The organism is Nocardia sp. NPDC059195, from assembly GCF_042754695.1.
Taxonomy (GTDB): Bacteria; Actinomycetota; Actinomycetes; order Mycobacteriales; family Mycobacteriaceae; genus Nocardia.
Genome location: NZ_JBHZBG010000003.1, coordinates 425,838 through 449,693 on the forward strand (window position 1 = coordinate 425,838; position 23,856 = coordinate 449,693).

Annotated in this window: 23 protein-coding genes and 1 pseudogene; 12 read left to right on the forward strand and 12 right to left on the reverse strand. The window is 67.1% G+C overall.

Annotated features, from left to right (window positions below; all coding sequences use genetic code 11):
* The first annotated feature begins 2 nt into the window (after window positions 1-2).
* From ACFXKN_RS06830 to ACFXKN_RS06850, 5 genes and pseudogenes are all read left to right on the forward strand, one after another.
* A complete protein-coding gene (locus tag ACFXKN_RS06830) occupies window positions 3-1,460 on the forward strand; it encodes a flavin-containing monooxygenase (protein WP_379432615.1) in 1,458 nt (485 codons plus the stop codon).
* A complete protein-coding gene (locus ACFXKN_RS06835) occupies window positions 1,460-2,332 on the forward strand; it encodes a short-chain dehydrogenase/reductase (RefSeq protein ID WP_379432651.1) in 873 nt (290 codons plus the stop codon). Before ACFXKN_RS06830 ends, ACFXKN_RS06835 begins: the two co-directional genes overlap by 1 nt.
* Window positions 2,329-3,276 carry an alpha/beta hydrolase gene (locus tag ACFXKN_RS06840; RefSeq protein WP_379432616.1) on the forward strand — a complete coding sequence of 316 codons (948 nt, stop codon included), beginning with the start codon at window positions 2,329-2,331 and terminating at the stop codon, window positions 3,274-3,276. The genes ACFXKN_RS06835 and ACFXKN_RS06840 overlap by 4 nt, the downstream gene beginning before the upstream one ends.
* Window positions 3,273-3,422 (forward strand): hypothetical protein, encoded by a 150-nt coding sequence (locus ACFXKN_RS06845; protein WP_378950755.1) that lies wholly within the window; start codon window positions 3,273-3,275, stop codon window positions 3,420-3,422. The genes ACFXKN_RS06840 and ACFXKN_RS06845 overlap by 4 nt, the downstream gene beginning before the upstream one ends.
* Window positions 3,365-4,492: pseudogene (locus tag ACFXKN_RS06850) on the forward strand (AMP-binding protein); the annotation flags it as partial. The gene ACFXKN_RS06845 and the pseudogene ACFXKN_RS06850, both read left to right, overlap by 58 nt.
* A 65-nt stretch (window positions 4,493-4,557) precedes the next feature.
* On the opposite strand, the gene ACFXKN_RS06855 reads toward ACFXKN_RS06850, so the two are convergent.
* The 6 genes from ACFXKN_RS06855 to ACFXKN_RS06880 form a co-directional block, all read right to left on the reverse strand.
* On the reverse strand, window positions 4,558-5,295 hold the full coding sequence (locus ACFXKN_RS06855; protein WP_378950758.1) for a class I SAM-dependent methyltransferase: 738 nt from the start codon (window positions 5,293-5,295) through the stop codon (window positions 4,558-4,560).
* 72 nt (window positions 5,296-5,367) lie between these two features.
* Window positions 5,368-5,592, reverse strand: a complete 225-nt coding sequence (locus tag ACFXKN_RS06860) for a hypothetical protein (RefSeq protein WP_378950761.1) — start codon at window positions 5,590-5,592, stop codon at window positions 5,368-5,370.
* Window positions 5,593-5,798: 206 nt separating this feature from the next.
* Entirely contained in the window at window positions 5,799-7,013 is a 1,215-nt protein-coding gene (locus tag ACFXKN_RS06865; RefSeq protein ID WP_378950764.1) for a cytochrome P450, read from the reverse strand.
* A 50-nt stretch (window positions 7,014-7,063) separates the two neighbouring features.
* Window positions 7,064-8,269 (reverse strand): cytochrome P450, encoded by a 1,206-nt coding sequence (locus tag ACFXKN_RS06870; protein ID WP_379432617.1) that lies wholly within the window; start codon window positions 8,267-8,269, stop codon window positions 7,064-7,066.
* Window positions 8,266-11,352, reverse strand: coding sequence for an amino acid adenylation domain-containing protein (locus tag ACFXKN_RS06875; RefSeq protein WP_379432618.1), 3,087 nt, complete (start codon window positions 11,350-11,352; stop codon window positions 8,266-8,268). The genes ACFXKN_RS06870 and ACFXKN_RS06875 overlap by 4 nt, the downstream gene beginning before the upstream one ends.
* A 54-nt stretch (window positions 11,353-11,406) precedes the next feature.
* Window positions 11,407-11,889, reverse strand: coding sequence for a pyridoxamine 5'-phosphate oxidase family protein (locus tag ACFXKN_RS06880; RefSeq protein WP_379432619.1), 483 nt, complete (start codon window positions 11,887-11,889; stop codon window positions 11,407-11,409).
* Between the two features lie 555 nt (window positions 11,890-12,444).
* Between ACFXKN_RS06880 and ACFXKN_RS06885 the strand changes: the two genes are divergently transcribed.
* On the forward strand, window positions 12,445-12,702 hold the full coding sequence (locus ACFXKN_RS06885) for a hypothetical protein (protein WP_378950776.1): 258 nt from the start codon (window positions 12,445-12,447) through the stop codon (window positions 12,700-12,702).
* Window positions 12,703-12,824: 122 nt separating this feature from the next.
* Here the strand turns inward: ACFXKN_RS06885 and ACFXKN_RS06890 are convergent, their stop codons facing one another.
* Together ACFXKN_RS06890 and ACFXKN_RS06895 are read right to left on the reverse strand one after the other, a co-directional pair.
* Window positions 12,825-13,709 (reverse strand): hypothetical protein, encoded by an 885-nt coding sequence (locus tag ACFXKN_RS06890; protein WP_378950779.1) that lies wholly within the window; start codon window positions 13,707-13,709, stop codon window positions 12,825-12,827.
* 288 nt (window positions 13,710-13,997) lie between these two features.
* A complete protein-coding gene (locus ACFXKN_RS06895; protein WP_378950782.1) occupies window positions 13,998-15,233 on the reverse strand; it encodes a cytochrome P450 in 1,236 nt (411 codons plus the stop codon).
* A 376-nt stretch (window positions 15,234-15,609) separates the two neighbouring features.
* Here ACFXKN_RS06895 and ACFXKN_RS06900 point away from each other — a divergent pair, with 376 nt between their 5' ends.
* The 5 genes from ACFXKN_RS06900 to ACFXKN_RS06920 all read left to right on the forward strand — a co-directional run bounded on the left by ACFXKN_RS06900 (window position 15,610) and on the right by ACFXKN_RS06920 (window position 19,373).
* A complete protein-coding gene (locus tag ACFXKN_RS06900; protein ID WP_379432620.1) occupies window positions 15,610-16,380 on the forward strand; it encodes a transposase in 771 nt (256 codons plus the stop codon).
* 2 nt (window positions 16,381-16,382) lie between these two features.
* Window positions 16,383-16,580, forward strand: coding sequence for a transposase (locus ACFXKN_RS06905; protein ID WP_378950959.1), 198 nt, complete (start codon window positions 16,383-16,385; stop codon window positions 16,578-16,580).
* 83 nt (window positions 16,581-16,663) lie between these two features.
* Window positions 16,664-18,097 (forward strand): RNA-guided endonuclease InsQ/TnpB family protein, encoded by a 1,434-nt coding sequence (locus tag ACFXKN_RS06910; RefSeq protein ID WP_378950788.1) that lies wholly within the window; start codon window positions 16,664-16,666, stop codon window positions 18,095-18,097.
* Window positions 18,098-18,264: 167 nt separating this feature from the next.
* Entirely contained in the window at window positions 18,265-18,450 is a 186-nt protein-coding gene (locus ACFXKN_RS06915) for an ATP-binding protein (protein ID WP_378950962.1), read from the forward strand.
* Complete coding sequence (locus ACFXKN_RS06920; protein ID WP_379432621.1) at window positions 18,447-19,373, forward strand: TAXI family TRAP transporter solute-binding subunit; 927 nt, start codon at window positions 18,447-18,449, stop codon at window positions 19,371-19,373. The genes ACFXKN_RS06915 and ACFXKN_RS06920 overlap by 4 nt, the downstream gene beginning before the upstream one ends.
* A gap of 127 nt (window positions 19,374-19,500) precedes the next feature.
* Here ACFXKN_RS06920 and ACFXKN_RS06925 read toward each other — a convergent pair whose 3' ends face one another.
* A complete protein-coding gene (locus ACFXKN_RS06925) occupies window positions 19,501-20,043 on the reverse strand; it encodes a GNAT family N-acetyltransferase (RefSeq protein WP_379432622.1) in 543 nt (180 codons plus the stop codon).
* Window positions 20,044-20,045: 2 nt separating this feature from the next.
* Window positions 20,046-20,519 carry a MarR family winged helix-turn-helix transcriptional regulator gene (locus ACFXKN_RS06930; protein WP_379432623.1) on the reverse strand — a complete coding sequence of 158 codons (474 nt, stop codon included), beginning with the start codon at window positions 20,517-20,519 and terminating at the stop codon, window positions 20,046-20,048.
* Window positions 20,520-20,647: 128 nt separating this feature from the next.
* Here ACFXKN_RS06930 and ACFXKN_RS06935 point away from each other — a divergent pair, with 128 nt between their 5' ends.
* A complete protein-coding gene (locus ACFXKN_RS06935) occupies window positions 20,648-21,484 on the forward strand; it encodes an SDR family oxidoreductase (RefSeq protein ID WP_379432624.1) in 837 nt (278 codons plus the stop codon).
* A gap of 84 nt (window positions 21,485-21,568) precedes the next feature.
* Here ACFXKN_RS06935 and ACFXKN_RS06940 read toward each other — a convergent pair whose 3' ends face one another.
* Complete coding sequence (locus ACFXKN_RS06940) at window positions 21,569-23,161, reverse strand: MDR family MFS transporter (RefSeq protein WP_378950803.1); 1,593 nt, start codon at window positions 23,159-23,161, stop codon at window positions 21,569-21,571.
* A complete protein-coding gene (locus ACFXKN_RS06945; RefSeq protein ID WP_378950806.1) occupies window positions 23,158-23,799 on the reverse strand; it encodes a helix-turn-helix domain-containing protein in 642 nt (213 codons plus the stop codon). Before ACFXKN_RS06945 ends, ACFXKN_RS06940 begins: the two co-directional genes overlap by 4 nt.
* Window positions 23,800-23,856 lie beyond the last annotated feature (57 nt).

Here is a 23,856-nt window from a genome sequence, read left to right on the forward strand (position 1 = left end):
CCATGCCCACAGAACACACGCACATCGTCGTGCTCGGCGCCGGCTTCGGCGGGATCGGGCTGACGATCAAACTCCGCGAAGCCGGCTTCGACGACATCGTCGTGCTGGAACGCGCCGATGACCTCGGCGGCACCTGGCAGGCCAACACCTACCCCGGCTGCGCCTGCGATGTGCCTTCCCAGCTCTACAGCTACTCCTTCGCGCCCAATCCGGAGTGGTCGCGCACCTACGGCAAGCAGGCCGAGATCCTCGATTACCTGCGCACCGTCGCCGAGGACAACGACGTGATCCGGCATGTGCGCCTCGGCACCGAACTGCTGGATGCGCGCTGGGACGACGAGCAGTCACTGTGGCGGATCGAAACCTCGCGCGGCGAGCTCACCGCGGACTACTTCCTTTCCGCGGCAGGCATTTTCGCGGAGGCCAAGTATCCGTCGCTGCCCGGCCTCGAGACCTTCGAAGGCACGGCCTTCCACTCGCTGCACTGGGATCACGACCATGATCTGACCGGCAAGCGGGTCGCGGTGATCGGCACCGGCGCCTCCGCGGTCCAGTTCGTGCCGGAGATCCAGCCCGAGGTCGCCGCGATGACGGTGTTCCAGCGGTCGGCGCCGTGGATCGTGCCACGGCTGGACCGGCCGACCATCGGACTCGAGCGTCGACTGCTGCGCCAGATCCCCTTGGCGCAGAAGGCCGTTCGCGGCACCTGGTACTCGCTGATCGAGAGCTTCGGGCTGGTCGGGTTCGTCGACAACCGGTTCCGCCACCCCTACGAGCTGCTCGGCCGGATCCAGCTGCGCCGCCAGATCCGCGACCCGAAGTTGCGCGCCAAGGTGACACCGGACTACATGCTCGGCTGTAAGCGGGCGATCTTCTCCGACGCCTACCTGCCCGCCCTCGACAAGGACAACGTCGATGTGGTGACCGACGGCATCGCCGAGGTCCGCGCGCGCTCCATCCTCACCCGCGCCGGGGTCGAGATCCCCGTGGACACCATCATCTACGGCACCGGTTTCACCTCGACGCCGAGTGTGTTCGACCGCATCATCGGCCGCGACGGGCACTCGATCGCCCAGCTCTACCGGAAGCGGCCGCAGACCTACCTCGGTGCGGCGGTCGCCGGATTCCCGAACTTCTTCTGCACGCTCGGCCCGTTCGGTGCGGTGGGCAACCAGTCGGCGGTCTTCATGATCGAGTCGCAAATCGCCTACATCGTCGACGCGCTGACCACGCTGCGGGCCCGCGGCGAGACCCGAGTCGAGGTCCGTCCGCAGGTGCAGGAGGACTTCGTCGAGGAGATGCGCGTGCGCAGTACCGACACGGTCTGGCTGACCGGCGGTTGCGACAGCTACTACACCACCGCCGAGGGCGGCAACGCCGGGCTGTATCCGAGCTGGAGCTTCGAATACCGCCGCCGCACCCGTCGATTCGATATCGAGTCCTACGAGGTGTCGGCATGATGCGCCTGCCCGATCTCACACCGGCCAACTGGTTCGCCCCCTCCTACGACGTGGCGGGCAAGGTCGTCCTGATCACCGGTGCGGGCCAGGGCATCGGCCGTGAGCTGGCCGCGATCCTGTCCCACCGCGGCGCGCAGGTCGTCGTGATCGACGTCGACGCCGTCGCGGCCCGCCGGGCCGCCGACGAGCTGGGCGGCGACGCTCATGGGATCGGCGCCGATGTCGCCGACCGGGCACAGATGTCGGCGGCAGTCGATGAGGTCGTGCAGCGGTTCGGCACGCTCGACGTGGTCGTGGCCAACGCGGGTGTGACCCCGGTGCCCGCCACCGTGCGCACGATGGATCCGGCCGACTTCGACCGGGTGATCGGCATCAACCTCACCGGTGTGTTCAACACCGTGCATCCGGCGCTCGACCACATCGTCCGCGCGCGCGGACATGTCGTCGTCGTGTCGTCGTGCGCGGCGTTCGCACCGGGGATGGGCGGGTCGCCGTACATGGTGAGCAAGGCCGCGGTCGAGCAGCTGGGCCGGGCATTGCGCGTGGAACTCGCCGCGAGCGGAGCCAGCGCGGGCGTCGCCTACTTCGGCATCGTCGACACCGCGATGACCCACGACATGCTCGACGTGGACGACCTGGGCAAAGAGCTCGACGGGATGCTGCCGTGGCCGCTCAATGTGCGGATCACCGCCGAGTACGCGGCCCGCACGATCGCCGACGGCATCGCCCGCCGCGCACCGCGCACCATCGCGCCGAGCGGCTGGGAGCCCTACGCACTGTTTCGCGGGGCGATCAACGTCGTCCTCGATCACCGGCTCGCCGCCGACGCCACGGTGCACGGGCTGATCCGGGCGATCGAGCAACGCCGGTGACCGCCGAACGCGGATCGCTGCGGGCCCGCACGGTCCGGCAGGTGTCGGCGTTCACCGTGGGCCAATTGGCCGCGCTCGCGCCGGTGAACGCCTACACGCTGCCGCCGTCACGGCTGCTGATCGAACAGGCACTGCGGGCGGGCGCGCCACCGTTGCGCGCGACCACCACCGAGCCGGTGGACGAGGACGGGATCCGTGGCGAGTGGGTGCGTGGGCCGCGCGCCGACCGTTGCGACGCGGTGGTGCTCTACATCCACGGCGGCGGGTTCGTCGCGGGCTCGGTCCTCGGGTACCGCGGCGTCGCCTCCCGGTTGTCCACCGCGACCAAACTTCCGGTGTTCACCCTGGATTACCGGCTCGCCCCCGAGCACCCGTTCCCCGCCGCGCCAACGGATGTCGCCGCAGCATTCGAGTGGCTGACCCGGCGCTATCGCGCCGACCGGATCGTCGTCGCCGGGGATTCGGCCGGTGGTTTCCTGGCGGCTCATCTGGCCATCGAGAACGCGCGCGCCGGGCTGCCCGAACCGGGTGCGCTCGTGCTGTTCTCCCCGATGGCCGACCTGCGTCTGACCATCGCCATCGGCCACGAGAACGAGCACCGCGACGGGCTGCTGTCCACCCAGATCGCCAGGCAGGCGATCGCGGCCTTCACCGCCGAACCGTTCGAACTGCGGCCCGTCTACGGAATGCGGTTGCCGCCCACCCTGATCCACACCAGCGACACCGAGTACTTCGGCGCCGACGCGACCGTGCTGGCGCGCCGCTGGCGCGACACCGGAACGCACTGCGAACTGCAGGTGTGGCCGGATCAGATGCATGCCTTTCAGACACTGCCCATCGTCGTCCCCGAATCCAGAACGGCCTATCGCGCGGCCGCTCGCTTCGTTGCCGCCCATCTCGACACCGCCCCGGCGGTCATGACCCAGAAAGTGCCTGCCTCGTGAGCATTCCCCGTTTCGGCACCCTGCCCGCAGCGTTCCAGCACACCGCCTCCATCGATCCGGTGGCCGACCTGCTCGAAGCGGCCGCGCCGACTTCGATTTCGATGCCGCCTGGCGTGCCGTGCGCGGCGATGATGTCGCGACCCTGATCTACACCTCGGGCACCACCGGCGCGCCCAAGGGCGTCGAAACCACCCATGCCGCACTGCTGTTCCAGGTGCACGGCATCGCCGACATCCTCGGCATCGAATTCGGTGACACCATCACCTCTTTCATGCCGACAGCCCATATCGCCGACCGGCTGACCGCGCTCTATGTCCAGGAGGTGCTCGGCACCCAGGTGACCAGCGTCGGCGACCCCAAGCAGATCGCCGCCGCCCTTGCCGACCTGCACCCGACCATCTGGGGCGCGGTACCGCGAGTGTGGGAAAAGCTCAAGGCCGCCTTCGAATTCAAGGTCGCGGCCGAACCCGACGAGACCCGCCGCCAGGGCATGGCGTGGGCCATGTCGGTCGCCGCCGCACGCAGCGCCCACCAGCTGGCCGACGAACCGGTGCCCGCCGAGCTCGGCGCGGTCGGAAAGTTGTTGCCCGGCATGGAGTCCCGGCTCTCCGACGACGGTGAGCTGCATGTGCGCGGGCCGCTGGTGATGAAGGGCTACCGCGGGCTGCCCGAGCAGACCGCCGAGGCCATCGACGCCGAGGGGTGGCTGCACACCGGTGACATCGTCAGCATCGACGACGCGGGCTACCTCCGCGTCGTCGACCGCAAGAAGGAGATGATCATCAACGCGGCGGGGAAGAACATGTCCCCCAACAACATCGAGAACGCGGTCAAGGCCGCCACACCACTGATCGGCGCCATGGCCGTCCTCGGCGACGGCAGGTCCTACAACACCGCGCTGATCGTGCTCGACGCCGAATCCGTTGAGCCGTACGCGCGCGAGCACGCGCTGCCCGATGCCTCCGCCGCCGCGCTGGCCGTCGACGCCACGGTGCTCGCCGCCATCGAAGCCGGTGTGGCCGTGGGCAACAGCAAGCTGTCGCGGGTGGAGCAGGTCAAGCGCTTCCGCATCCTGCCCACGTTCTGGGAGGCGGGCGGCGACGAGGTGACGCTCACCTTGAAGCTCAAGCGCAAGGTCATCGCCGAGAAGTACACCGCGCAGATCGACGAGCTCTACGCCGAGAACCCGCCCGCCGAGATCGTCAACGTCGGGTAACCCGCCACCTCAGCCGGAACTCGTACAGCCCCAGCCGGGATCGACTGGGGCTGTACGGGGTTCGATCACTGTTTCACACCGATGAACAAGCCGAGGCCGAACGGCTCCGGCCGAACGAACTCCGCCGGACACCCCGCCGCCGCGAACGCCGCGAGGTACTGCTCGCGGGTGAAGAGCGCCAGCCGATGCCGGTCGGTGAGGTGGCGGATCCCGCGCTCCGGAGTTGCGACGAGGTAGTGCACGGTCATCACGACCGCATCTTCTTCCCGCACGGCATGGGAGAAGCGGGTCAGCGCACCTTCATCGTTCTGAATCAGATCCGTGGCCAGGTCGTCGACAGCGACGGAGTCCGGGAACTCCCACGGCTCGATCACCAACACTCCGCCGGGGCCGAGGTGCCGCCCCAGCGCGGCCAGTGCCCGCACCAGGTCGGGGTAGTCGTCCACGTAGGCGATGGAGCTGTACATCAACGTGATGACATCGAACGTGCGCCCGAGATCGAAGTTCCGCATGTCACCCTGGTGCATGGTGATCTCGGGTATGTGCCGCTCGGCCAGCGCGATCATCTCCGGCGACTGGTCCAGGCCGGCCGCGTCCGGGAAGTCCGCACGGAGGTAACGCAGGTGGCTGCCGGTCCCCGAGGCAACGTCGAGCACGGACCCGGCCTCGGGGTTGCGGGCACGGACGAGATCCGCGACAAGCCGGGCCTCACCCGCGTAGTCCTTGCCGCGGTCGGCCTGAATGCAGTCGTAGATTTCGGTGAGCTCGCCCTCGTACATCTCGGCGTTCCTCTCGATAGGCATCGACCGGCGAGAACAAGCCGGTCCGGCTACTGCTTCCCAGTAGCCGGACCGACCTGCACGATATCGGGACTGCTAGAGGCAGCCCTCGAGTTCGGCTTTCGCTGCCGCCGAGAGTTCGACGCTCCCGCCTAGATTGCGGGTCAATTCCACAATCGTTTCATTGGACACGCCGGTCTCGAAAGCGCAACCCAAAAGTTCACCGGTCACCTCGATGGTGGCGGCCTGCGCCATTCCCGCACCGAAAACCGAAACGGCGGCAAAGGCGAGAGCGAAAGCACTTGTCTTGACGAACCGCATGTAATGCTCCTCAAATTCGTAGTCGTGTACTACATTTCGGAGACTGCATACTTGCGGCATAAACCTAGCACGATACCGAATGTGGTCAGATCCTATTCTTTGTGAATTTCTGGCTACATAGATATAACGTAGCGAACAATGAAAACACCCACGACTCCATTCCTGGCGGCATAACCGACGCAGTGGCCGAAATTCGGCCGAAATCCTCACCAGCCAACCGGGATCGCGGCAGGCATGATCGCCATCCGGTTGGGATGCCATCCCACCTCCGCCACCGGCACCGTCAGCCGGATGCCGGGCAGGCGGTCGAGCAGGACCCGGAACGCCGTGCCGGACTGAGCGCGGACCAAATGCGCACCGGGACAGTGATGGCGGCCGTAACCGAACCGCAGATGCGGGTTGGGCGAGCGGGCCGCGTCGAAGACGCCGGGATCCACGAACGCGGCCGGGTCGACGTTGACCGCGTCCAGCGACAACAACACCAGGTCGCCCTCCTCGACGGACACCGAACCCAACTCCGCGTCCCGGGTGACGTAGCGCGGGATCGCATTGCCCAGCACGACGCTGTACCGCAGCAGTTCCTCCACGCATTGCGGCATCGTCTCCGGTCGGGCCCGTACCTCCCCGATCACCTCGGGCCGCTGCAGGAGGTTGAGCGCCCCTACCCCCAGAAAGCCCGCGAAATCCTCATAGCCGCTGACGAACAGGACCACGACGATGTTCGACAACTGGCGATCCGTCAGCCCGTGCCCTCTGGCGTTGAGATCGGCGAGGCGGTCCGCCAGGCCGCGCGGCTCGCCGGGGCGGCGGGCGGCCATGTGCGCCTGCATATAGGCGCGGATCTCCTCCCAGTTGCGGGCGAGCTCCTCCTGGGAATACGTCACCATCGTCAAGTCCACGTCGGCCCGTTCGGCGAGCCACTTGTGGTCCTCGAAGGGCACGCCGAGCAGCCGGCACATGCACTGCGCGGCGACCCACTCCGCGAAGTGGCGCTGCAGATCGCCCGGGTCGCCCTCCCTGACCATGGCGTCCAGGCCCGCACGGGTGACCTCGGCGACCCAGTCGGCGGGTAGATCGGGCTGGTTACGGCCGAGTGCCCGCAGCACCTCCTCGCGCAGCCCGGCCCGCTGGAGGTGGTCCATGACGTCGAGCAACTCGGGCGCCAAGACCGGGGTGTCTTGCGCCGGACTGTCGGCCTCGGCCAGCACGGAGCGGGCGAACGCCCGGTCGCGCAACACGTGCTTGGTCAGCTCGTAGCTGGTGACCAGCCATGCCTCGCCGCCGGAGTTGGTGCCGACCCGGGCTACGGGACATCGGCTCTGCAAGTCGGTGAGTTCCGGGGCGAGGCGGTCGCCCTTGGTACTGAACGGATAGCGGGATTCGACGCTTCCCGCAGGACGTCCTCGGTCGGATTCGGTCACGGTGGGCAGCCCTCTCTCTCCTGAAATCGTCGACGGTTCGGTTCGACCGGTCACCAGCGCACCGGCAGCCGTGCCGGGGCGCGCAGCGGAGTCGACTCGTCCCAGGGAATCGAATCGACCGGCACCGCGAGCTCGATGCCGGGCAGCCGCTCCACCAGCACCTGGATCGTGGTGGCGAGCTGAAGCCTCGTCAGGTGCCCGCCGGTGCACATGTGCGGGCCGTGCCCGAATGCGATGTGCGCGTTGGGCGATCGGGTCAGGTCGAGGCGGTCGGGGTCGGCGAAGGCCCCGGGATCGCGGTTGGCCGACGCCGGCACGGGGACGACCGCGTCGCCCGCGCGGATGTGCTGGTCGTGCAGCGTGAAGTCCTCCTTCGCGACGAGGATGTTGATCGCGTTCATCAGCGGCACGTACCGCAGCAACTCCTCCACCGCCGTGCCGATGCGGGCCGGTTCCTCGCGCAATCGCCGCAGTTCGAGGGGATGGGTGAGCAACGCGAGCAGGGCGTTGCCGGTGTGCTGCATAGTGGTCTTGTAGCCGGCCATGAGCATCGTGACGACGAAGCTGACGACGTCGTCGCGGGTCAACTCGCTACCCGGACAACGACTCTGAGCGAGGAGCAGCTGGACGAAGCCCGCCTGCTCCTTACGGGAGACGAGCGCGGACGCGTAGTCCTGCAGCGCGTTCAGTGCCGCCAGCACCTCCGCCTTCGACAGCCCCGACGCGCCGAGAAGGGTGAGGGTGTGCGGCAGGTAGATGTCGCGGTCCTCGTGCGGCAGTCCGGTGGTCTCGCACAACACCCGCAGCGGGAGCGGCTCGACGTAGGAGGCGACGAGATCCGCCGTCCCGTCCGCGGCCCCAGCCACCATCGTGTCGATCAACTCCTCCGCCATGGCCCGGATCCGCGGTCCCATGAACTCGAGCCGCCGTCGGCCGAACAGTGGCAGAACGGCTCGCCGCACCCGTTCGTGGTGCTCCCCGGTCATCTCCAGAAAGGTCGGCAGGCACGGTGGCGGCTCGTCGTCGTCATCGCTGCGCGGCCAGGCGGACAGCAGCGGCCGCTCCAATCGCGGATCGGCGAACGCGGCCCGCACATCCGCGTACCGGCTGATCAGCCAGCCCGTCTCGCCGTTGGGCAATCGCGTTCGGACGACGGGCTTTTCGTCGCGCAGCCGGGCATAGGCGCACGGCGGACCAGCTGTTCCCGGTTCGACGGCAGGCACTCCGACGACGGCGTCGACGTCGACGTCGCTCACAGGCTGGTCACCGAAGGCACGGCGGCGGGGCGGGCGAGGTAACCGGAGGTGAAGAGGTACTCCAGGTAGCGGTCGAGCAGGGCCGAGTCGACCGGCGGACAGTGCAGTCCGCTGCCCGACAGCGCCGCCTCGGTGTTGACCCGCCCCAGCCTCGGGAACGTGTCCTCGAGGTACATCTCCTTGACCGACATATCCGCCGTGCGGCTCCGGTCGACGCACAGGGACACGAACGGGGCTGTCGCGCTGGTCGGATGCTCGCCGACATAGCGAACCAGCTCGCCGACCCACTGCGCGTAGGGCAGCGTCCGCAGCACGAAGCCGGCCGCGCGCATCCGGTCGAGGACGTCGGAGAGCATTGCCCGGCGCGGGTTGGTGAGGTGATGGACGCGGCCCTCGGCCGGCCGGTGGGTGGCGATGTGGACGATGGACTCGGCGAGGTGGTCCACTGGCACGAAGTCCATGGGCAGCTCGATGTCCGGGGCGAGCCCGGTCTCGGCGATCGTCTTGAACAGCGAGCAGATGGCCGTCTCGGTGTTGCACACACCGTGTGTCCGGTCGCCCGTCACCTCGTACGGCCGGTACACCGCCACCGGCAGGCCCTGCGACGCCGCCTGCCGCAGCACGCCCTCGGCGACCCACTTGCTCTCCGCGTAACCGAGGGTGAGTCCGTCCGCGTGGGCCAACGGCAGATCCTCGGCCACTTCGCGGACCCCCGCCGCGCCGAACCCGGCGACGACGGCGACCGTCGAGATGAAGTGCACCGGCACTCGACGTGGCGCCGCGATCCGGACGACCTCCCGGGTGCCGTCCACATTCGCTGCGCGCAACTGCTCGTAGGGATAGAGGAAGTTGACGTGGGCGCCGTTGTGCACCACCAGGTCCAGGGTGCGGGCCAGCTCATCCGCGTGCGCCTGCGACAGGCCGAGCCGGGGCTCGGTCAGGTCACCGGGGAAGCATTCCACCCGGCGCCACGCGGCCGCGTCCGGACGCAGCCCGTAACGGGCGAGCGCCGTGCGCACCCGCTGCTCGGCGCGCACCCGGCCGACCGCCCGCACCGGGCAGTGGACCCGCGCCGACGTGGAGCGCAGCAGCCGGTCGAGGAGGAAGGCGCCGACGAACCCTGAAGCGCCCGTGAGCAACACCTCCCGCGGGGCATGTGGGCTCGGATCCGGGCCATGGGCCGACGGTAGGTCGAAGCCGAGCTCGGTCTCCTTCACGAAGTCGACGACTCCCTCGGCTGTCGCCATGGTGCCGTCGCGCGCTTGATCGACGGCAGCCGCGTAGCCCTCCAGTGTGCGTGCGGTCAGCAGCGCCCTGATCAGGCCGGAGCCCCGGGCGGCGTCGAGGTTCAGGACTGCGAGGGTGCGGGTAACGGCCTCGGAGGCGAGCAGGGAGTCACCGCCGAGGAGGAAGAAGTCGTCTCGCGGCGTGGGGCGGACGCGCAGCACCTGGTGCCACACCTGGGTGAGCACACCGAGCATGCCATCGACCACGGCGTGCTCCGCTGTCTCCACCCCGGACGCGGCGGCCCGCAGCCGGGCACGGTCCACCTTGCCACCGCTGGTCACCGGGAAATGGTCAAGGGGTACCAGCACCGGCACGGCCTGCGGCGGCAGCCACTGCGCGCAGTACGCGCGCAGCTCCGGCAGCGGCAGTGAGCAGCCCGGCCGAGCGGCGGTGACGTACGCGGTCAGCGCCCCGTCCGCCGCCTCGACTACGGCCTCACCGACCGCCGGGTGAGCCCGCAATCGGGCCTCCACCTCGTCGAGTTCGACGCGCGCGCCGCGCAACTTCACCTGACGATCCAGCCGCCCACGAAACTCCAGCAGACCGTCAGCCCACACCGCCCGATCGCCGGTCCGGTACAGCAGCCCGGCCGGTTCCACCGCGGGCAGTCGCACGAACCGTTCGGCGGTCAGCTGCGGGTCGCCGAGGTAGCCGAGGGCCAACCCGTCCCCGCCGACGTAGAGCTCACCCTCTTCGCCGGGCCCGGCGACCGACCCATCGGCCAGCACGACGTGACAGGTGGAGGCGCCGAAAGGACGCCCGAGGGGAACGTGCGTCGCGTCCGCCGGCAGCGGGTGCAACACGTGGGCGGTGGAGACCACCGAATTCTCGGTTGGACCGTAGAAGTTGACCACGGTGGTGCCGGGGCAGGCCGCGAGGACGGCATTCGCCAGCGGCGGATCCATCGCCTCCCCGCCTGCCGAGACGAAACGCAGCCCGGCCAGCGCCTCGGGGCGGGTGCGGGCGACGAGATGGAAGACGCTCGTCGTCAGGTACGCGAACGTCACCTCCCGCGCGCGGAGTAGCTCCGCCAGGGCGGTGGGCGAGAGCAGTTCCTCCCGGTCCGCGATGACCAGGCACGCGCCGGTGAGCAGCGCGGTCCAGATCTCGATCGTCGAGGCATCGGAGGACAGGCCGTAGGCGTGCAGGACCCGGTCGCCCGGCCCGGGCGACGGCAGTCGATGGTCGGACAGTACGAGCCGGACCACGCCCCGATGTGGAACGGCCACCGGCTTGGGGCGACCGGTTGTGCCGGAGGTGAAAACGACGTAGGCGGGGTCAGTGGCGCAGGCAACGCGGACTTGCCTGCGCTGCGGTGCGTGGATCTCCCCGCCCGTCGTGTGGTCGTCGAGCTCGATGCGCACGCGCAGCCCGCGCATGCGATGCGCGCTGCCGGGGAGGACGACGGCGGCCCGCAATCCCGCGTCCTCGGCCATGGCCCGCAATCGGGCCGGTGGGAGGTCCTCGTCGAGCGGTACGTACACGCAGCCGGCCACGAGGATGCCGAGCAGCGCGACCAGTGCCTCCAGCGAGCGGCTCCCGCATACGCCGACCAGATCACCCGGCTCGACGCCCTGGGCGAGCAGCCGTGCCGCCACATCCTCGGCCCGGGCGGCCAGCTGTCCATAGGTCAGGGCGCGCTCGCCGTGCCGGGCAGCGGGCTCGTCCGGTCGCGCGGCGGCCTGCGCCTGGAACAGCTCCGGTATGCCTGCGTCGCGCGGATAGGCGGGCAACGGTATGTCGGCTGAGGTCGGGGATGCGGTACGCGGGCATGACGAACCATTGATGTAGGTCACCAAGTCCTTCTCCGTTCGTACGGCTTCGGTTGCTCGGTGCGTGCGGTGTGCTGTTCAGCCGGTGCGGCCGTCGCGGCCCGGTTCGGCGCCGACTTCCGCGAATTCGGCGGCGAAGGAGGCGAAGTCGGCGGTGCGCCAGCGCTGTGGGCGCATCCGGAAGGCGATGTCTTGCTCGAGCTGGTCCGCGGTCGCCGCCAGATAGGCACGGGCTTCCTCGGGGTCCAGATAGCGCTGGGCCAGCGTCTCGCGCACGGCCGGGTCGATCGGATCCTCGACGGCCGTCACGGGTCCCTCGACACTGACGTACCGGTACGGCGGCTGCTCGTCCTGCACGCAAAGGCTGAACCGACCGGCGGCACACAGCAATTGGGCTTTGATCGTCTCGCGGCCCATCTCGACCACGATCTCACCTCTCGGCTCGTAGCCGTACCAGATCGGTACTACCAGGGGAGCACGGGCGCCACCTCTGGGGTCGGCGACTCCGAGAACGCCGACGCGGGGGGCAGCGAGGAATCGTTCGCGCTCGTCGTGGGTCATGGCAGGCAGCATTTGTCGGGGGCTCCTGTGGTGTCGTTTTCCGGGCATCATCTGGGTACAAGCACCGAGAACGCCGAATACCTGAATCCGCAAACAAATGAACGGCGCACACCGGGTGCACTCACACCGATATAGATCCCACGACCGGTGGCGGCGCCAACGGTCATCAATTCATCAACGACTCATCGAACCGGTCAGGATGGTGACATTACTGGAAACCGGTTCCATCATGCCATACAAACGAATCACCATTTGCTTGCAAAGCGGCGGCGCGCCCGAACGCCTGCTCGTCCAACCAAACCTCCCCGGCGCCGCGATCAGTCATCGCCTCGGCTTCACCGAGCTAGCCAACATATCGTCCGTCGAAGCAACTCTGACGTAAACACGAGCATCGTTCGACGGAACGTCACTGTGCCGTCGCCGACGGTGACAAATCCTTGCGTTGATCTGGCGATTTCGGTGGTGCGATGCGGGTCATCGACGATCGCGAATGCGAATTGTAGTCGAACTTCGGCGGCGATTACTTTGTGCTTGTTCGCCCCCGAGGAGGCTCCATTGTTCATTCCCCAGTCCCAGCGATCCCGGCGCCCCGGCCTGATTCGCGTGCTTGTTGCCGGACTCGCAGCCGCGTTGTCGATCAGCATGTCAGGCCAGGCCGCCGCGCAGACACCGGCCCAGTTCGTCGCCGAGAACGAATCCAGCCACAGCAAGCAGATGGAATGGTGGTATGTCACCGGGCATTTGAAGGGCCGGATTCGAGCGGGAATGTCCGGGAGTACGGCAGCCAGAGCGGCACGTTGTGGAGATAATTGACGTCATAGCCGAGGGCATGGGGTCGGCGGTGGGGTGAACTCGCCGACAATCGCGTCCCGGAGCCGTCGGAGCGGCGTAGACCGTCTGTGTGCCGGCGTTCCGTGTCTCGGCCTGCTGATTGGTCATTGCTTCTCCTGCTCCTGGTGGGAAAATTTCTCGTAGTACGTCGTGTGTCCGTCGGGGTCGATGAGAATGTGGAGCACCTCGCGTACCACCGCGAGGTTGGGGCTGGTTCGCTGCAGGCCTCGAACGCCATCTCCTCGATCGTCGCTGAAGCCCAACACGTTCGCCCGGGCGGGATCGTCGGTGGCGGTGTAGCCACCGGTGCCGTCGGAGATCGAGTAATGCATCCGCATCGAGGTGTACACGTACTCTCGCCCGTCGGGAAGCCTCAGCATGTTCGGGGTCAGAGTGATCCCGGGCTTGCCGTTTCGCTTGCCGGGAAAGGAGACCAGGTGTCCTGTCCGGAGCTGTGCCAGTGTCTCTCGCACGAGGACCGGTTTCGCTGCGATGTCGATTTTGGACGCCGCCTGTGCCAGCTCGCCGCGCCAGGGAGCGGTGAGTCTGCCGGATCCGTGCTGGGGATGCGGAGAGGTAAAGAGCGTGCGGTGTAGGTCGAGCACGCCGCCGGAGAACGGCATGGCCTGTCGCGCCGTGCCGAAGCGCGACTCGATGACGCCCTGCTCGTACACGTCGACCGACCAGCCCGCATGCCGGCACGCCGACAGCAGGTCGAGGAACTCCCAGAAGCCCCAGAACAGCAGCCCTCCGGCGGAGAAGAGCGGGACGTAGATCCACCAGGGAGGCGGGCCACTGCCCGGTTCGGCGACACGGAAGACATACAGCACAACGACGCCCGCCATCACGAGTGATAGTGCGACGAGGAGTGCCCAGCGCACGGTCCGCTTCCGCACCGCGCTGACGGAGTTTTCGGCGTGCAGGATCAACTGCCCATACATGGCGGAGTAGTCGTCTCGCCGGTTCTGCTGTGCTGCATCGCTGCTCATGATCTCGCCCGTCCCTTCGAGTATCGCTCGTTTGTCGTCAAGTTCGAGGTAGGCGTGAAGACGGTGTGGTTCGCGGCCTCCTCGACCGGTTCCTCGTGCTAATCGGCCAGGCGCTCTCGAACACGACCGCCTGACTGGAATGGGCTGACCGCGCAGTATTCCTGGAAACCGCCGATGCCATGATGGGCATGCTGGCCGACCAGATCGGCGCGCTGGCCGGACGTGGCGGACAAGACTTCGGCAGGTCGAACTGACCAGCCCGTTTCAGCGAGGAAAGATCACGAACCTCTATTGGGCCTGGTCCGCGTGCAGGAGCACCGGAACGGTGGCGTGCCCATTGGAGATGAAACTGGGAACCGGCGCCAGCGCGGCCGGGCTCGCGGCCAGGCGCATCTGCGGGAATCGGTCGAACAGAGCGGGCAACGCGACGGCGGCCTCCAGCCTGGCCAGCGGTGCTCCGAGGCAATGGTGTGCCCCGTGGCCGAAGGCGAGGTGCTGCTCGCGGGTGGCACGGGTGGGGTCGAACTCGGCGGTTGTGGCGCCGTGCACCTTCGGGTCACGACTGGCGCCCGCGTAGGAGGCCAAGATGGCCTCGCCCTTACTGATCCGGTACCCGCCCGCTATGTCGATGTCCTCGACGGCATACCGCAGGGGCAGGTGCGCCACCGGCGCCTGGAAGCGCAGTGACTCTTCCACCACGTCCGACCACGACACCCGGCCCGCAGCCACTGCGGACCGCTGCTGGGGATGGGTGAGCATGGCGACAATCGCCTGGTCGAGCAGATTGACCGTCGTCTCGTGGCCGGCGTTGATGACCAGCATCAACGTGTCGACGAGCTCCTTCTCGCTCAGCTGGGTATCGTCGGCCTCGTCGCGCGTGGCGATCAGCACGCTGGTGACGTCATCACCCGGGTGCTTCCGACGGTAGGCGACGAGTTCGCTGACCAATCGGTACATTTCGAGGTAATTGGCCTGTGCCTGCTCGGCAGTGAACGAGCCGTCGAAAAAGCCGTCGACGCATTTGTGCATAGCCGGCCCCAGCTCATCGGGCACACCAACCAGCTCGGTGATGACCCGGATCGGGACCGGGTAGGCGAAGCGCTCGCGCAGATCGACCGGCTCGCCGACAGGTACGGCAGCCAGCTCATCGAGCAGGCCCTCGGTGATCTCAGCAATCCGCGGACGCAGCGCGGTAGTGCGGCGATGAGTGAAGGCCGGGGAGACCAGCCTGCGCAGCCTGCGGTGATCGGAACCGTAGGCGGTGAACATGCTGTCGACGGCCACCCAAGGCAGCAATGGCCACGCCTCGGTGATCTCGCCGTTCATGAACGACGCCCAGTGCTGCCTGGGGTCCTTCGACACCCGAGGATCGGCGAGCAGGCTCCGGAGCACAGCCTGATCGGTGACCGACCAGGCGGGCACGGCGCCCGGCAGCTCGACCAGCGCCACCGGGCCCCGCTGCTGAATGCGGGCCGACTCACCTTGGATGTCGGCCCCGGTCGAATCCAGCACGATCGGTTCCATGACAATCTCCTCCATACCAAGGGCCACAGCGCCGTAATCGACGGTGCTGCAGCCAGTTTCGCCACATTAGTAGGCAACTTACCCCGCGGTAGGGCCGCCTAGGGGACGAACAGGGGCGCGCACGGCGCGGATCCGCGGGAAATTGTCCGGATCATCGAGGATTCGCAGTGCGGTTCGATACCCGAGTACCAGGTTGGCCGAACGTCAACGGGGCTGCCGCATGTCGAAACCACTTCGGGGGCGACAGCGGTAAGCAAGCGGAAAATCGGCTCCTCAGCTGACCCGCGTCGGCAGCACGGTCCTGGACCGCGACGCGCGGCCGACCACTTCATCGCGCTGACCTTCGGAGTCGCGATCAGCCGATTCGGGTCCGCCAATGCCGTGCAGGACCCTCGAATCCGGCCACTCATCGTCGAAGGCGTGCGTGCGTTTCTCCGGGCATACCGGACGGGGTGATCCCGCCGGACTCGGGCAATCGACGAAGTTATCCTCGGTAGAGGCGATCGCAACAGCGCACCGTCAGGAGTCCGTCACCGAATCGAGCCGACATGGCCGACATGGCCGACATGGCCGACATCCTGGCAAGGGCGGACGAGGCGATCGAGGCGGTCGAGGCGGTCGAGGCGGTCGAGGCGGTCGAGGCGGTCGACCTGAATTACATTGCCGCCGTGCTGTTCTGGATGCGATCTTCTATGTTGTGCGCGGCGGCATCACATGGAAACCGATGCCGTCAGAGTTCCCCCCAGCCAAGACCGTCTACGACATTTACCAGCGATGGGTCGCCACAGGCGCATCGCAGCGCATCCATGACGCACTGCGCGACCGGTCGCGGGCGCGAGGCGGACGCAAGCCGACTCCGACAGCGGCGATCATCGACTCCCAATCAGTCCAGGGCTCCGACACTGTGCCGCGCGGTAGCCGGGCTATGACGGCGGCAAGAAGACCAACGGACGCAAACGTCACATCGCCGTGGACACCAACGGCCTGCTGCTGCCGTAGTCGTCACCGTCGCCTCGATCCAGGACCGCGACGGCGTGATCCGGATGCTGGTCGCGATGCGGGCGAAGTTCTCCACGATCACCCTCGTCGGCCGACGGTGGTTACACCGGGCGACTGGCGGATTGGTCGAAAACCATCCTGGCACTGACGATCCACATCGCCAAACGCACCGACGATCTTGCCGGATTCAAGGTATTGCCCTGTCGTTGGGTGGTCGAGCGCACATTCGGCTGGATCACCAACCACCGCCGCTGCATCCGTGACTACGAGACCCGACCCGATCATCATGAAGCGATCGTCTATATCGCCATGATCGCCGTCATGTCACGCCGCCTCGCCCGTACCTGACCGAGTTCTCAGATGCGCTCTGAGGCGACTGCGCCAGGCAGCTCGTCTATCTGTGTCGGTGGCTTGTGTCACACTCGTCGATGATGAGCCGCCACACGACTTTTCGGTACTGCCTCGACCCCACGGTCGAGCAGTCCGTCACGCTCGCCCGGCATGCCGGAGCGGCCCGGTTCGCGTTCAACCAAAGCCTCGACTTCGTGAGAACCGCTCTCGCCCAACGTAGAACCCGCCCAGAATGTCCGGTCCCGTGGACCCGGTTCGATCTGATCAACACGTTCAACACCTGGAAGAAGACCGAAGCCGCAGGAAGGGTCATCGCTGTCGGCGCGGACGGGGTCGCCGAGATCCAGGTGACCGGGCTGGCGTGGCGCGCCGAGGTATGTCAGCAAGTCTTCGAGGAAGCCGCCGTCGACTGCGGTCGCGCGCTGGCCGCGTTCTCGGACTCCAGAACCGGCAAACGCGCAGGCAAGAGGGTTGGGTTCCCTCGTTTCAAGAAGAGGGATAAAACCGTCCCGGCGTTTCGGATCCGCAACAAACACACCAAAGTAGGGCGGGCAGCGATCCGGATCGGTGACCAGGCAAGAGCCCGGTCGGTGGCGTTGCCCGGGATCGGTGCAGTCCGGGTGCGCGAGGACACCCGCCGGTTGCGGCGGATGCTCACCAAAGGCCGGGCGAAGATCCTCCACGCCACCGTCTCCTATCGGGCGCAACGCTGGTGGATCAACCTGACCACCGAAGCATCCGAGCTACACACAGCCCACCATCACCGGCCCCGCGAACACAGCGATGACGGTGGCTGGGTCGGGATCGACCGCGGGCTGAACGCGTTTGTTGTCGCCGCGAATGCCGACGGTAGCGAGGTTGCCCGTATCGACACCGCTCCCAAACCACTGGCCGCCGGACTGGATCGGCAACGACACCTGGCGAAGTCGATAGCTCGGAAACAGAAGGGATCCCACAACCATCGGAAGGCGGTCGCCCGGTTGGGCCGCCACCATCACAGGGTCGCCAATATTCGTCGTCATTTCGCTCATCAGGTCGCCAACCGGCTGGTCAAGACCCACGACCGGCTCATTGTCGAAGACTTGAACGTGGCGGGGATGCTCGGCAACCGTTGCTTGGCGCGCGCGATCAGCGATGTCGGATGGGCCGACTTCGCCCGGCTGTTGGTCTACAAACAGACGTGGCGTGGTGGCACGGTCACCGTCGCGGATCGTTGGTATCCGTCGAGTAAACGGTGCTCGGCCTGCGGCACACTCAACCTGACGCTGTCATTGGGGGATCGAGTGTTCGTCTGCGGGTGTGGGTTTCGTGCTGACCGTGACCATAACGCGGCGATCAATCTCGCGCTGTGGCCGACGGTGCGAAAGGACTTTTCACGATCCCCGGACCCCCGAGCAGGAGGCCGGGTTACCAATGTCCGCCGACGGGAAGGCGCTGACCGACACCTTATGGGTGTCGGTGAAACCGTCCCGGTTGACGCGGGAACCGAGGTTCACGCCACTTGCGTGGCGTGAACCGACGACGCCCGAGAAGGGCGGTGTCTGAAAACCATCTAGATTTCCAGACACGCTGTAAGGGAAGGTCAGGAACCGGGGGACCCAGCGCGCACACGGTCGTCGGTGTGACGATCGAGCCGGAATGGGTGACGGTCCGGGGTCGCCGATAACGGGACCGGTGTTCCATCGGACGAACTCGACAAACTCACCGCCGGTTCTTCCGCGGGACAACCGCGTCCTCCGGCGGAACGGGCCTGGGACTGTCGATCGCGCAGGCGCTGGCCAAGGCGCGGGGCGGGACTCTGACGGTCGAGGCGGTGCGGCCGCACGGCCTCGCCGTGGCGGTCCGTGTGCCGGTGGTGGCGCGATGAAGGGCGGTTCGCCGATGTCACGTCGCCGGATGCTGGCCCTGGCCGCGCTCGCATCGGCGGGCATGTTCGGTTGCAGCACAAGCGATTCGGTGACGGTGCGCCTGGCCTCGGGCGAGGACGGCGGCTTCTACTACGCCTTCGCTCGACTCCTGGCCACCGCGGCCGCGAACGAAACCGGCACCCTGCGCATCGAACCGGTGGAAACCGCTGGATCGCAACAGAATCTGCGGATGGTCGCCGACGGCGATGTCGGCATGGCACTCGCGCTGGCGGATTCGGCGAGCGACTTCGGGGGTCGAGTGGTTGCGCTCGGCCGCGTGTACGAGAACTACCTGCAGCTGGCGGTCCGCGCCGAGAGCCCGATCGACGAGGTCGCCGACTTGCGTGGCCGCCGAGTCAATCTCGGTGCCGCGGGCTCGGGCGCCGCGGTCACCGGTCGGCGGCTGCTGGCGACGGCCGGTCTCGATCCCGCCGCCGATGTAGTGGTCGAGCATCGCCCCCTCAGGGACGCCGCACAGGCACTGACGGACGGCACCATCGACGCGTTGCTGTGGGCTGGTGGCGTGCCGACCGCCGCCCTCACCGTGCCCGACCCGATGCGGCTGATCGACCTCGGCGCCCTCGCCACACCGATGCGAGAACAGTACGGGCCCGTCTACGACCGAGTCGCCATTCCCGCCGACGCCTATCCTGCGGGCCCGGCGATCCACACCATCGGCGTCGCCAACCTGCTACTGGCCGCGGCGACCCTGCCCGACGAGACCGCGGCCGCCATCGTCGACCTGCTGGTCCGGCACGCCGACAGCCTCGTCCCCGCCGAGGCCGCAGGCACCCAGTTCCTCGACGGCCGATTCCTGATCGGCACCGGAACCGTCCCGCTGCACCCGGGCGCCGTCGAGGTCTACCGTCGCTGGCACGGTTGAACCGAGCCTTCGTGGCGGTCAGAGCACCGGCGATCTGCGCGACGCCCAGCAACGGCACTATGCGGTCGGGCAGGCCGCGTGGGCCACCGGCCGCCGACGGCGCTCATGGGCCCGCTCCGTTCGGCGGCTACGCCGAGGACGGCTCGAGGCGGAAGAACCGACTCCGGCGAAGGCTGCCGTCACGGCGGACGACAGTGTCCTGGCGCACGCCGAGATCGACGGCGCCCAGCTTGCGGATCGCGGCGGCCGACCGGAAGTTGCGTTCATCGGTACGCAGCGAAATCCACTGTGCCCCTATCTCGAACACCTCCCGGACCAGTATGGACTTCACCCGCGCGTTGATGCCGGTGCCCCAGACCGACGGAGCGAACAGGGTCGCACCGATCTCGACCCCGTCGGGCGTGGCCGACTCGAAGAAGATCGAGGTCGTTCCAACGATCGTGGATTCTCGAAACACTGTGAAGGCCAGACGTTGCGCGGCACCGAGTCCTGGCGCCATGGTGGCATCGAGTTCACTGGCATCGCGCGGGATCAGCCGCGGGATGTGCTCCCACACCCGCGCGTCGCCGATCGCGGCGAATAGTCCTGTTGCGTCGGCGGATTCGTAGCTGCGCAAAGACACCTCGCCGTCGACGAGTCGCTCGGCGGGAATGGCTAGTGGCCAGCTCACCATCAGCGTTGCCGGACAGCATCGTAGGCCAGTGGCAACGCTTCGCCGGAATTGAGCGCCAGCAGCGCTTGATGCAGGTTTGTGCGCTCATCCGGGTCGAGGCCGTCGAGTAGGTCGTCGTTCAGCGTGCGGACCAGCTCGTCGGCCTGCTCGACTGTGCGCATCCCCTGCTCGGTGATCTCGACGAGAAACCGCCGACGGTCGCGGTGATCGCGAATCCTGGCGGCAAGACCCGCTGCCTCCAGGTGGTCGATCGCGGCAACCATCGTGGTCGAGTCGATCCGCAACCGCGTTCCGAGTTCGAGCTGAGAACTGGCCTTGTCGCCTGCCAGCACCTTCAAGATCATGAAGTGCCTCGTCCGCAGACCCAGGGTGGCGAGGCGATCCTCGCTCACGCGGAACGTCACCTGCCCGAGCTTTATCAGCAGGCAGGTGATGTGGTCGGCGACCATATCCGGGGTCAACGGTTCGGTCACTGGTGGAAACCTCGATTTCTGGACTGGACAGCAGACCGATAGTAGTCGGCACCACACCCTCCATCGACAACCGCAGTCACCGATCATCACGACAAGAAATAGTTCGTACTACTGATAGTCTGCCCGACATGGAGTCAGAATTCATCCAGAAGATCGACCTGACCGACAAGGTCGTCGTCGTCGCGGGCGGTACCAGCGGCATCAATCTCGGTGTGGCCGAGGACTTCGCGCGGGCAGGTGCTCGGGTCGCGGTTCTCAGTCGCTCCGCCGACAAGGTCGACGCGGCCGTCGAACGGCTACGCGCGCTCGGTGCCCAAGCGCTCGGCGGTAGCGCCGACGTGCGCGACTACAGCGCGACCGAGGCGGTCCTGGAATCGGTGCATCAGGAGTTCGGCGACTTCGATGTGATGATCTCCGGTGCGGCGGGCAACTTCCCCGCCGCCGCGCTCGGCATGTCCGCCAACGGGTTCAAATCGGTGGTCGACATCGATCTGCTCGGCACGTTCAACGTCCTGCGCGCGAGTTACCAGTTCCTCCGCAAGCCGGGCGCCTCGGTCATCAATATCTCGGCGCCGCAGTCGGAGTTGCCGACCATCACCCAGGCGCACGTCTGTGCCGCCAAGGCAGGCGTCGACATGCTCACCAAGGTCCTGGCGATGGAATGGGGTCCGCACGGGGTTCGCGTCAACGGCGTGATTCCGGGCCCGATCGATGGCACCGAGGGAATGGCCCGGCTGGCGCCGACCGAGCAGGATCGCGCCCTGGTCACCGGCAGCGTGCCGCTGCGCCGCTACGGCACTCCCCGTGACGTCGCCAATGTCTGCCGATTCCTCGCGTCTCCGCTCGCGGACTTCGTCTCCGGAGTTGTACTGCCGGCGGATGGCGGGTGGGTGCTCGGTGGCGCATCGCACGCGATGGGTGTGATCGGGCAGCCGCTGCTCGATGCCGCACATCAGGATTCCTGACCACACGATCGCTAGGGCCAGTAGCCCTGGTAGGGGTCTCGGCGGCGTTCCACCGGAAGGTGGCTCGCCGCCGAGACCGCCCGCTCAGGCCTCCTTGACCAGTTCCGGCGTCTCCTCGGCCATCACTGCTTCACCGCGCGCGACCATGCCCGCTTCGTCGGAGAGCTTCAGGTGCGGGATGAACAACGCGAGCCCGAACGCCAGCACCGCACCGGGAATCAGGTACCAGAATCCGGGGACCAGCGCGTCGACGTAGGCGCCGACGATCGCGTCGTGCAGCTTGTCCGGCAGGTTCTTGACCACCGAGGGGATCAGCGCGCTCGGGTCGATTTTCGCCGCCATCGCTTCCTGCCAGTTGGCCTGGAACGCGCCGGTGAGATTCTCGGTCAGCCTGCTGGTGAAGATGGAACCGAAGATCGCGATGCCCAGCGCGCCACCCATTTCACGGAAGTAGTTGTTCGCGCTGGTCGCCGTGCCGATCTGGTCGGGCGCCACCGCGTTCTGCACCACGAGCACGATGATCTGCATGATCAGGCCGAGGCCCGCGCCCATGACGAACAGCATGGCCGAGACCAGCCACATCGAGGTGTTGGCGTCCAGGCGGGTCAGCCACAGCATGTCGATGCCGATGAGTGCGGCGCCGATCGGCGGATACACCCGGTAGCGACCGGTTTTGGTGACCATGTTCATCGAGGTGATCAGCGTGAGCATCATGCCGACCATCATCGGGATCAGCAGCAGGCCCGACACCGAGGCCGAGGTTCCGCTGGCCATCTGCAGATAGGTCGGGATGAAGCCGATCGCCGCGAACATCACCAGGCCGACGAGGAATCCGATCAGCGAGGTGAGCACGAAGGTGCGATTGCGGAACAGCCACAGCGGCAGCATCGGTTCCGCGGCCCGCGACTCGACGAACACGAAGGCCGCGACGACCACGACGAACGCGGCGATCATCGACACCATCACCGTCGAGCCCCACTCGTACTGCTTGCCGCCCCAGTCGGTGATCAGGATCAGCAACGTGGTCGCGCTCGACATCAGCACGATGCCGAGGTAGTCGGGCCGGAACTTGGGCCGGTGGCTGGGGATGTCCAGGTAGCGGAAGGCGATGAACAGCGCGGCGATACCGATCGGCACATTGATCCAGAAGCACCAGCGCCAGTCGAGATGGTCGGCGAACAGACCGCCGAGCAGCGGTCCGGCGACCGAGGTGATACCGAAGACGGCACCCATCGGCGCCATGTACTTGCCGCGGTCCTTGGCGGGCACCACGTCGGCGATGATGGCCTGCGCCAGGATCATCAGACCACCGCCACCCACACCCTGCAGGCCGCGGAAGGCGATGAACTCCCAGAACCCGGTCGACGCGGCGGCGCCGATGGATGCGGCGGTGAACACGGTGATCGCGAACAGGAACAGCCAGCGCCTGCCGAACATGTCGCCGAGTTTTCCGTAGATCGGCATCACGATGGTGGTGGCGAGCAGATACGAGGTGGCGGTCCAGGCCATGTGCGAGACCCCGCCGAGTTCGCCGACGATGGTCGGCATCGCGGTGCCGACGATCATCTGATCGAGGCTGGCCAGGAACATGCCCGCGATCAGCGCGGAGAAGATCAGCCAGATCCGCTTCTGCGTCAGGACGATCGGGGTGGGCGGCGAGTCAGCCGTCGTGGTCATCGGAGCGTCTCCCTTGTATCGTCGTCCAGCTGATCGAACAGCCGGGCGGCCATGGCGCAGTGCTCGTGCAGCGCTGCTGCCAGCGACCCGTTCGGGTCGGCGGCCAGCGACATTGCTGCCCGCGTCGTGATGGTCGTCATGATTCCCGCGGTGAGCGAGGCGAATTCGGGGGTGACATCGGCACCGAGCCGGGCCGAGAGGAGCTCGGCGGTGGCGGCCTCCATCCGAACACCGGAGGCGATGAACGCGGCAAGCACCCTCGGCTCGGCCATGATGATCTTGGTGACCAGCGCGATACCCTCGCGCACTTCGCTTTCCGGCTGGTAGCCGGCGGCGTGCAGCCAGGTGAGGTCCTCGATGAGTACACCGGTCGGACCGCCTGCGACGAACTGCTGTCTGGCCTCGGGCGTGCCGATCTCACCGATCGGACCGACTATCGCGTCGAGTTTGGTGTCGTAGTAGTTGAAGAAGGTGCGCGACGAGACGCCGACCGCTTTGGCGATGTCGTCGACATTCGTCGCGTCGAGCCCCCGCTCGACCGCCAGCCGCCGTGCGGCGAGGCAGAGATCGAGCAGGGTCCGTTGCTTTTTCTGTTCGCGCAGACCGAGCGTGGCCTGCTTGACCGGTTCCTGAGTCACACCCGATAAATTAGCACAAACTGCAATATTTCAGAACCTGCAAATAGTCGGTGGGTG

What these genes read in the sequence shown, in the direction of transcription:
- ACFXKN_RS06830 (WP_379432615.1), top strand. Translation starts at nt 3, where the DNA reads ATGCCCACAGAACACACGCACATCGTCGTGCTCGGCGCCGGCTTCGGC.
- ACFXKN_RS06835 (WP_379432651.1), top strand. Translation starts at nt 1,460, where the DNA reads ATGCGCCTGCCCGATCTCACACCGGCCAACTGGTTCGCCCCCTCCTAC.
- ACFXKN_RS06855 (WP_378950758.1), bottom strand. Translation starts at nt 5,295, where the DNA reads ATGCCTATCGAGAGGAACGCCGAGATGTACGAGGGCGAGCTCACCGAA.
- ACFXKN_RS06860 (WP_378950761.1), bottom strand. Translation starts at nt 5,592, where the DNA reads ATGCGGTTCGTCAAGACAAGTGCTTTCGCTCTCGCCTTTGCCGCCGTT.
- ACFXKN_RS06880 (WP_379432619.1), bottom strand. Translation starts at nt 11,889, where the DNA reads ATGACCCACGACGAGCGCGAACGATTCCTCGCTGCCCCCCGCGTCGGC.
- ACFXKN_RS06890 (WP_378950779.1), bottom strand. Translation starts at nt 13,709, where the DNA reads ATGAGCAGCGATGCAGCACAGCAGAACCGGCGAGACGACTACTCCGCC.
- ACFXKN_RS06895 (WP_378950782.1), bottom strand. Translation starts at nt 15,233, where the DNA reads ATGGAACCGATCGTGCTGGATTCGACCGGGGCCGACATCCAAGGTGAG.
- ACFXKN_RS06900 (WP_379432620.1), top strand. Translation starts at nt 15,610, where the DNA reads ATGCCGTGCAGGACCCTCGAATCCGGCCACTCATCGTCGAAGGCGTGC.
- ACFXKN_RS06910 (WP_378950788.1), top strand. Translation starts at nt 16,664, where the DNA reads ATGAGCCGCCACACGACTTTTCGGTACTGCCTCGACCCCACGGTCGAG.
- ACFXKN_RS06920 (WP_379432621.1), top strand. Translation starts at nt 18,447, where the DNA reads ATGAAGGGCGGTTCGCCGATGTCACGTCGCCGGATGCTGGCCCTGGCC.
- ACFXKN_RS06935 (WP_379432624.1), top strand. Translation starts at nt 20,648, where the DNA reads ATGGAGTCAGAATTCATCCAGAAGATCGACCTGACCGACAAGGTCGTC.
- ACFXKN_RS06940 (WP_378950803.1), bottom strand. Translation starts at nt 23,161, where the DNA reads ATGACCACGACGGCTGACTCGCCGCCCACCCCGATCGTCCTGACGCAG.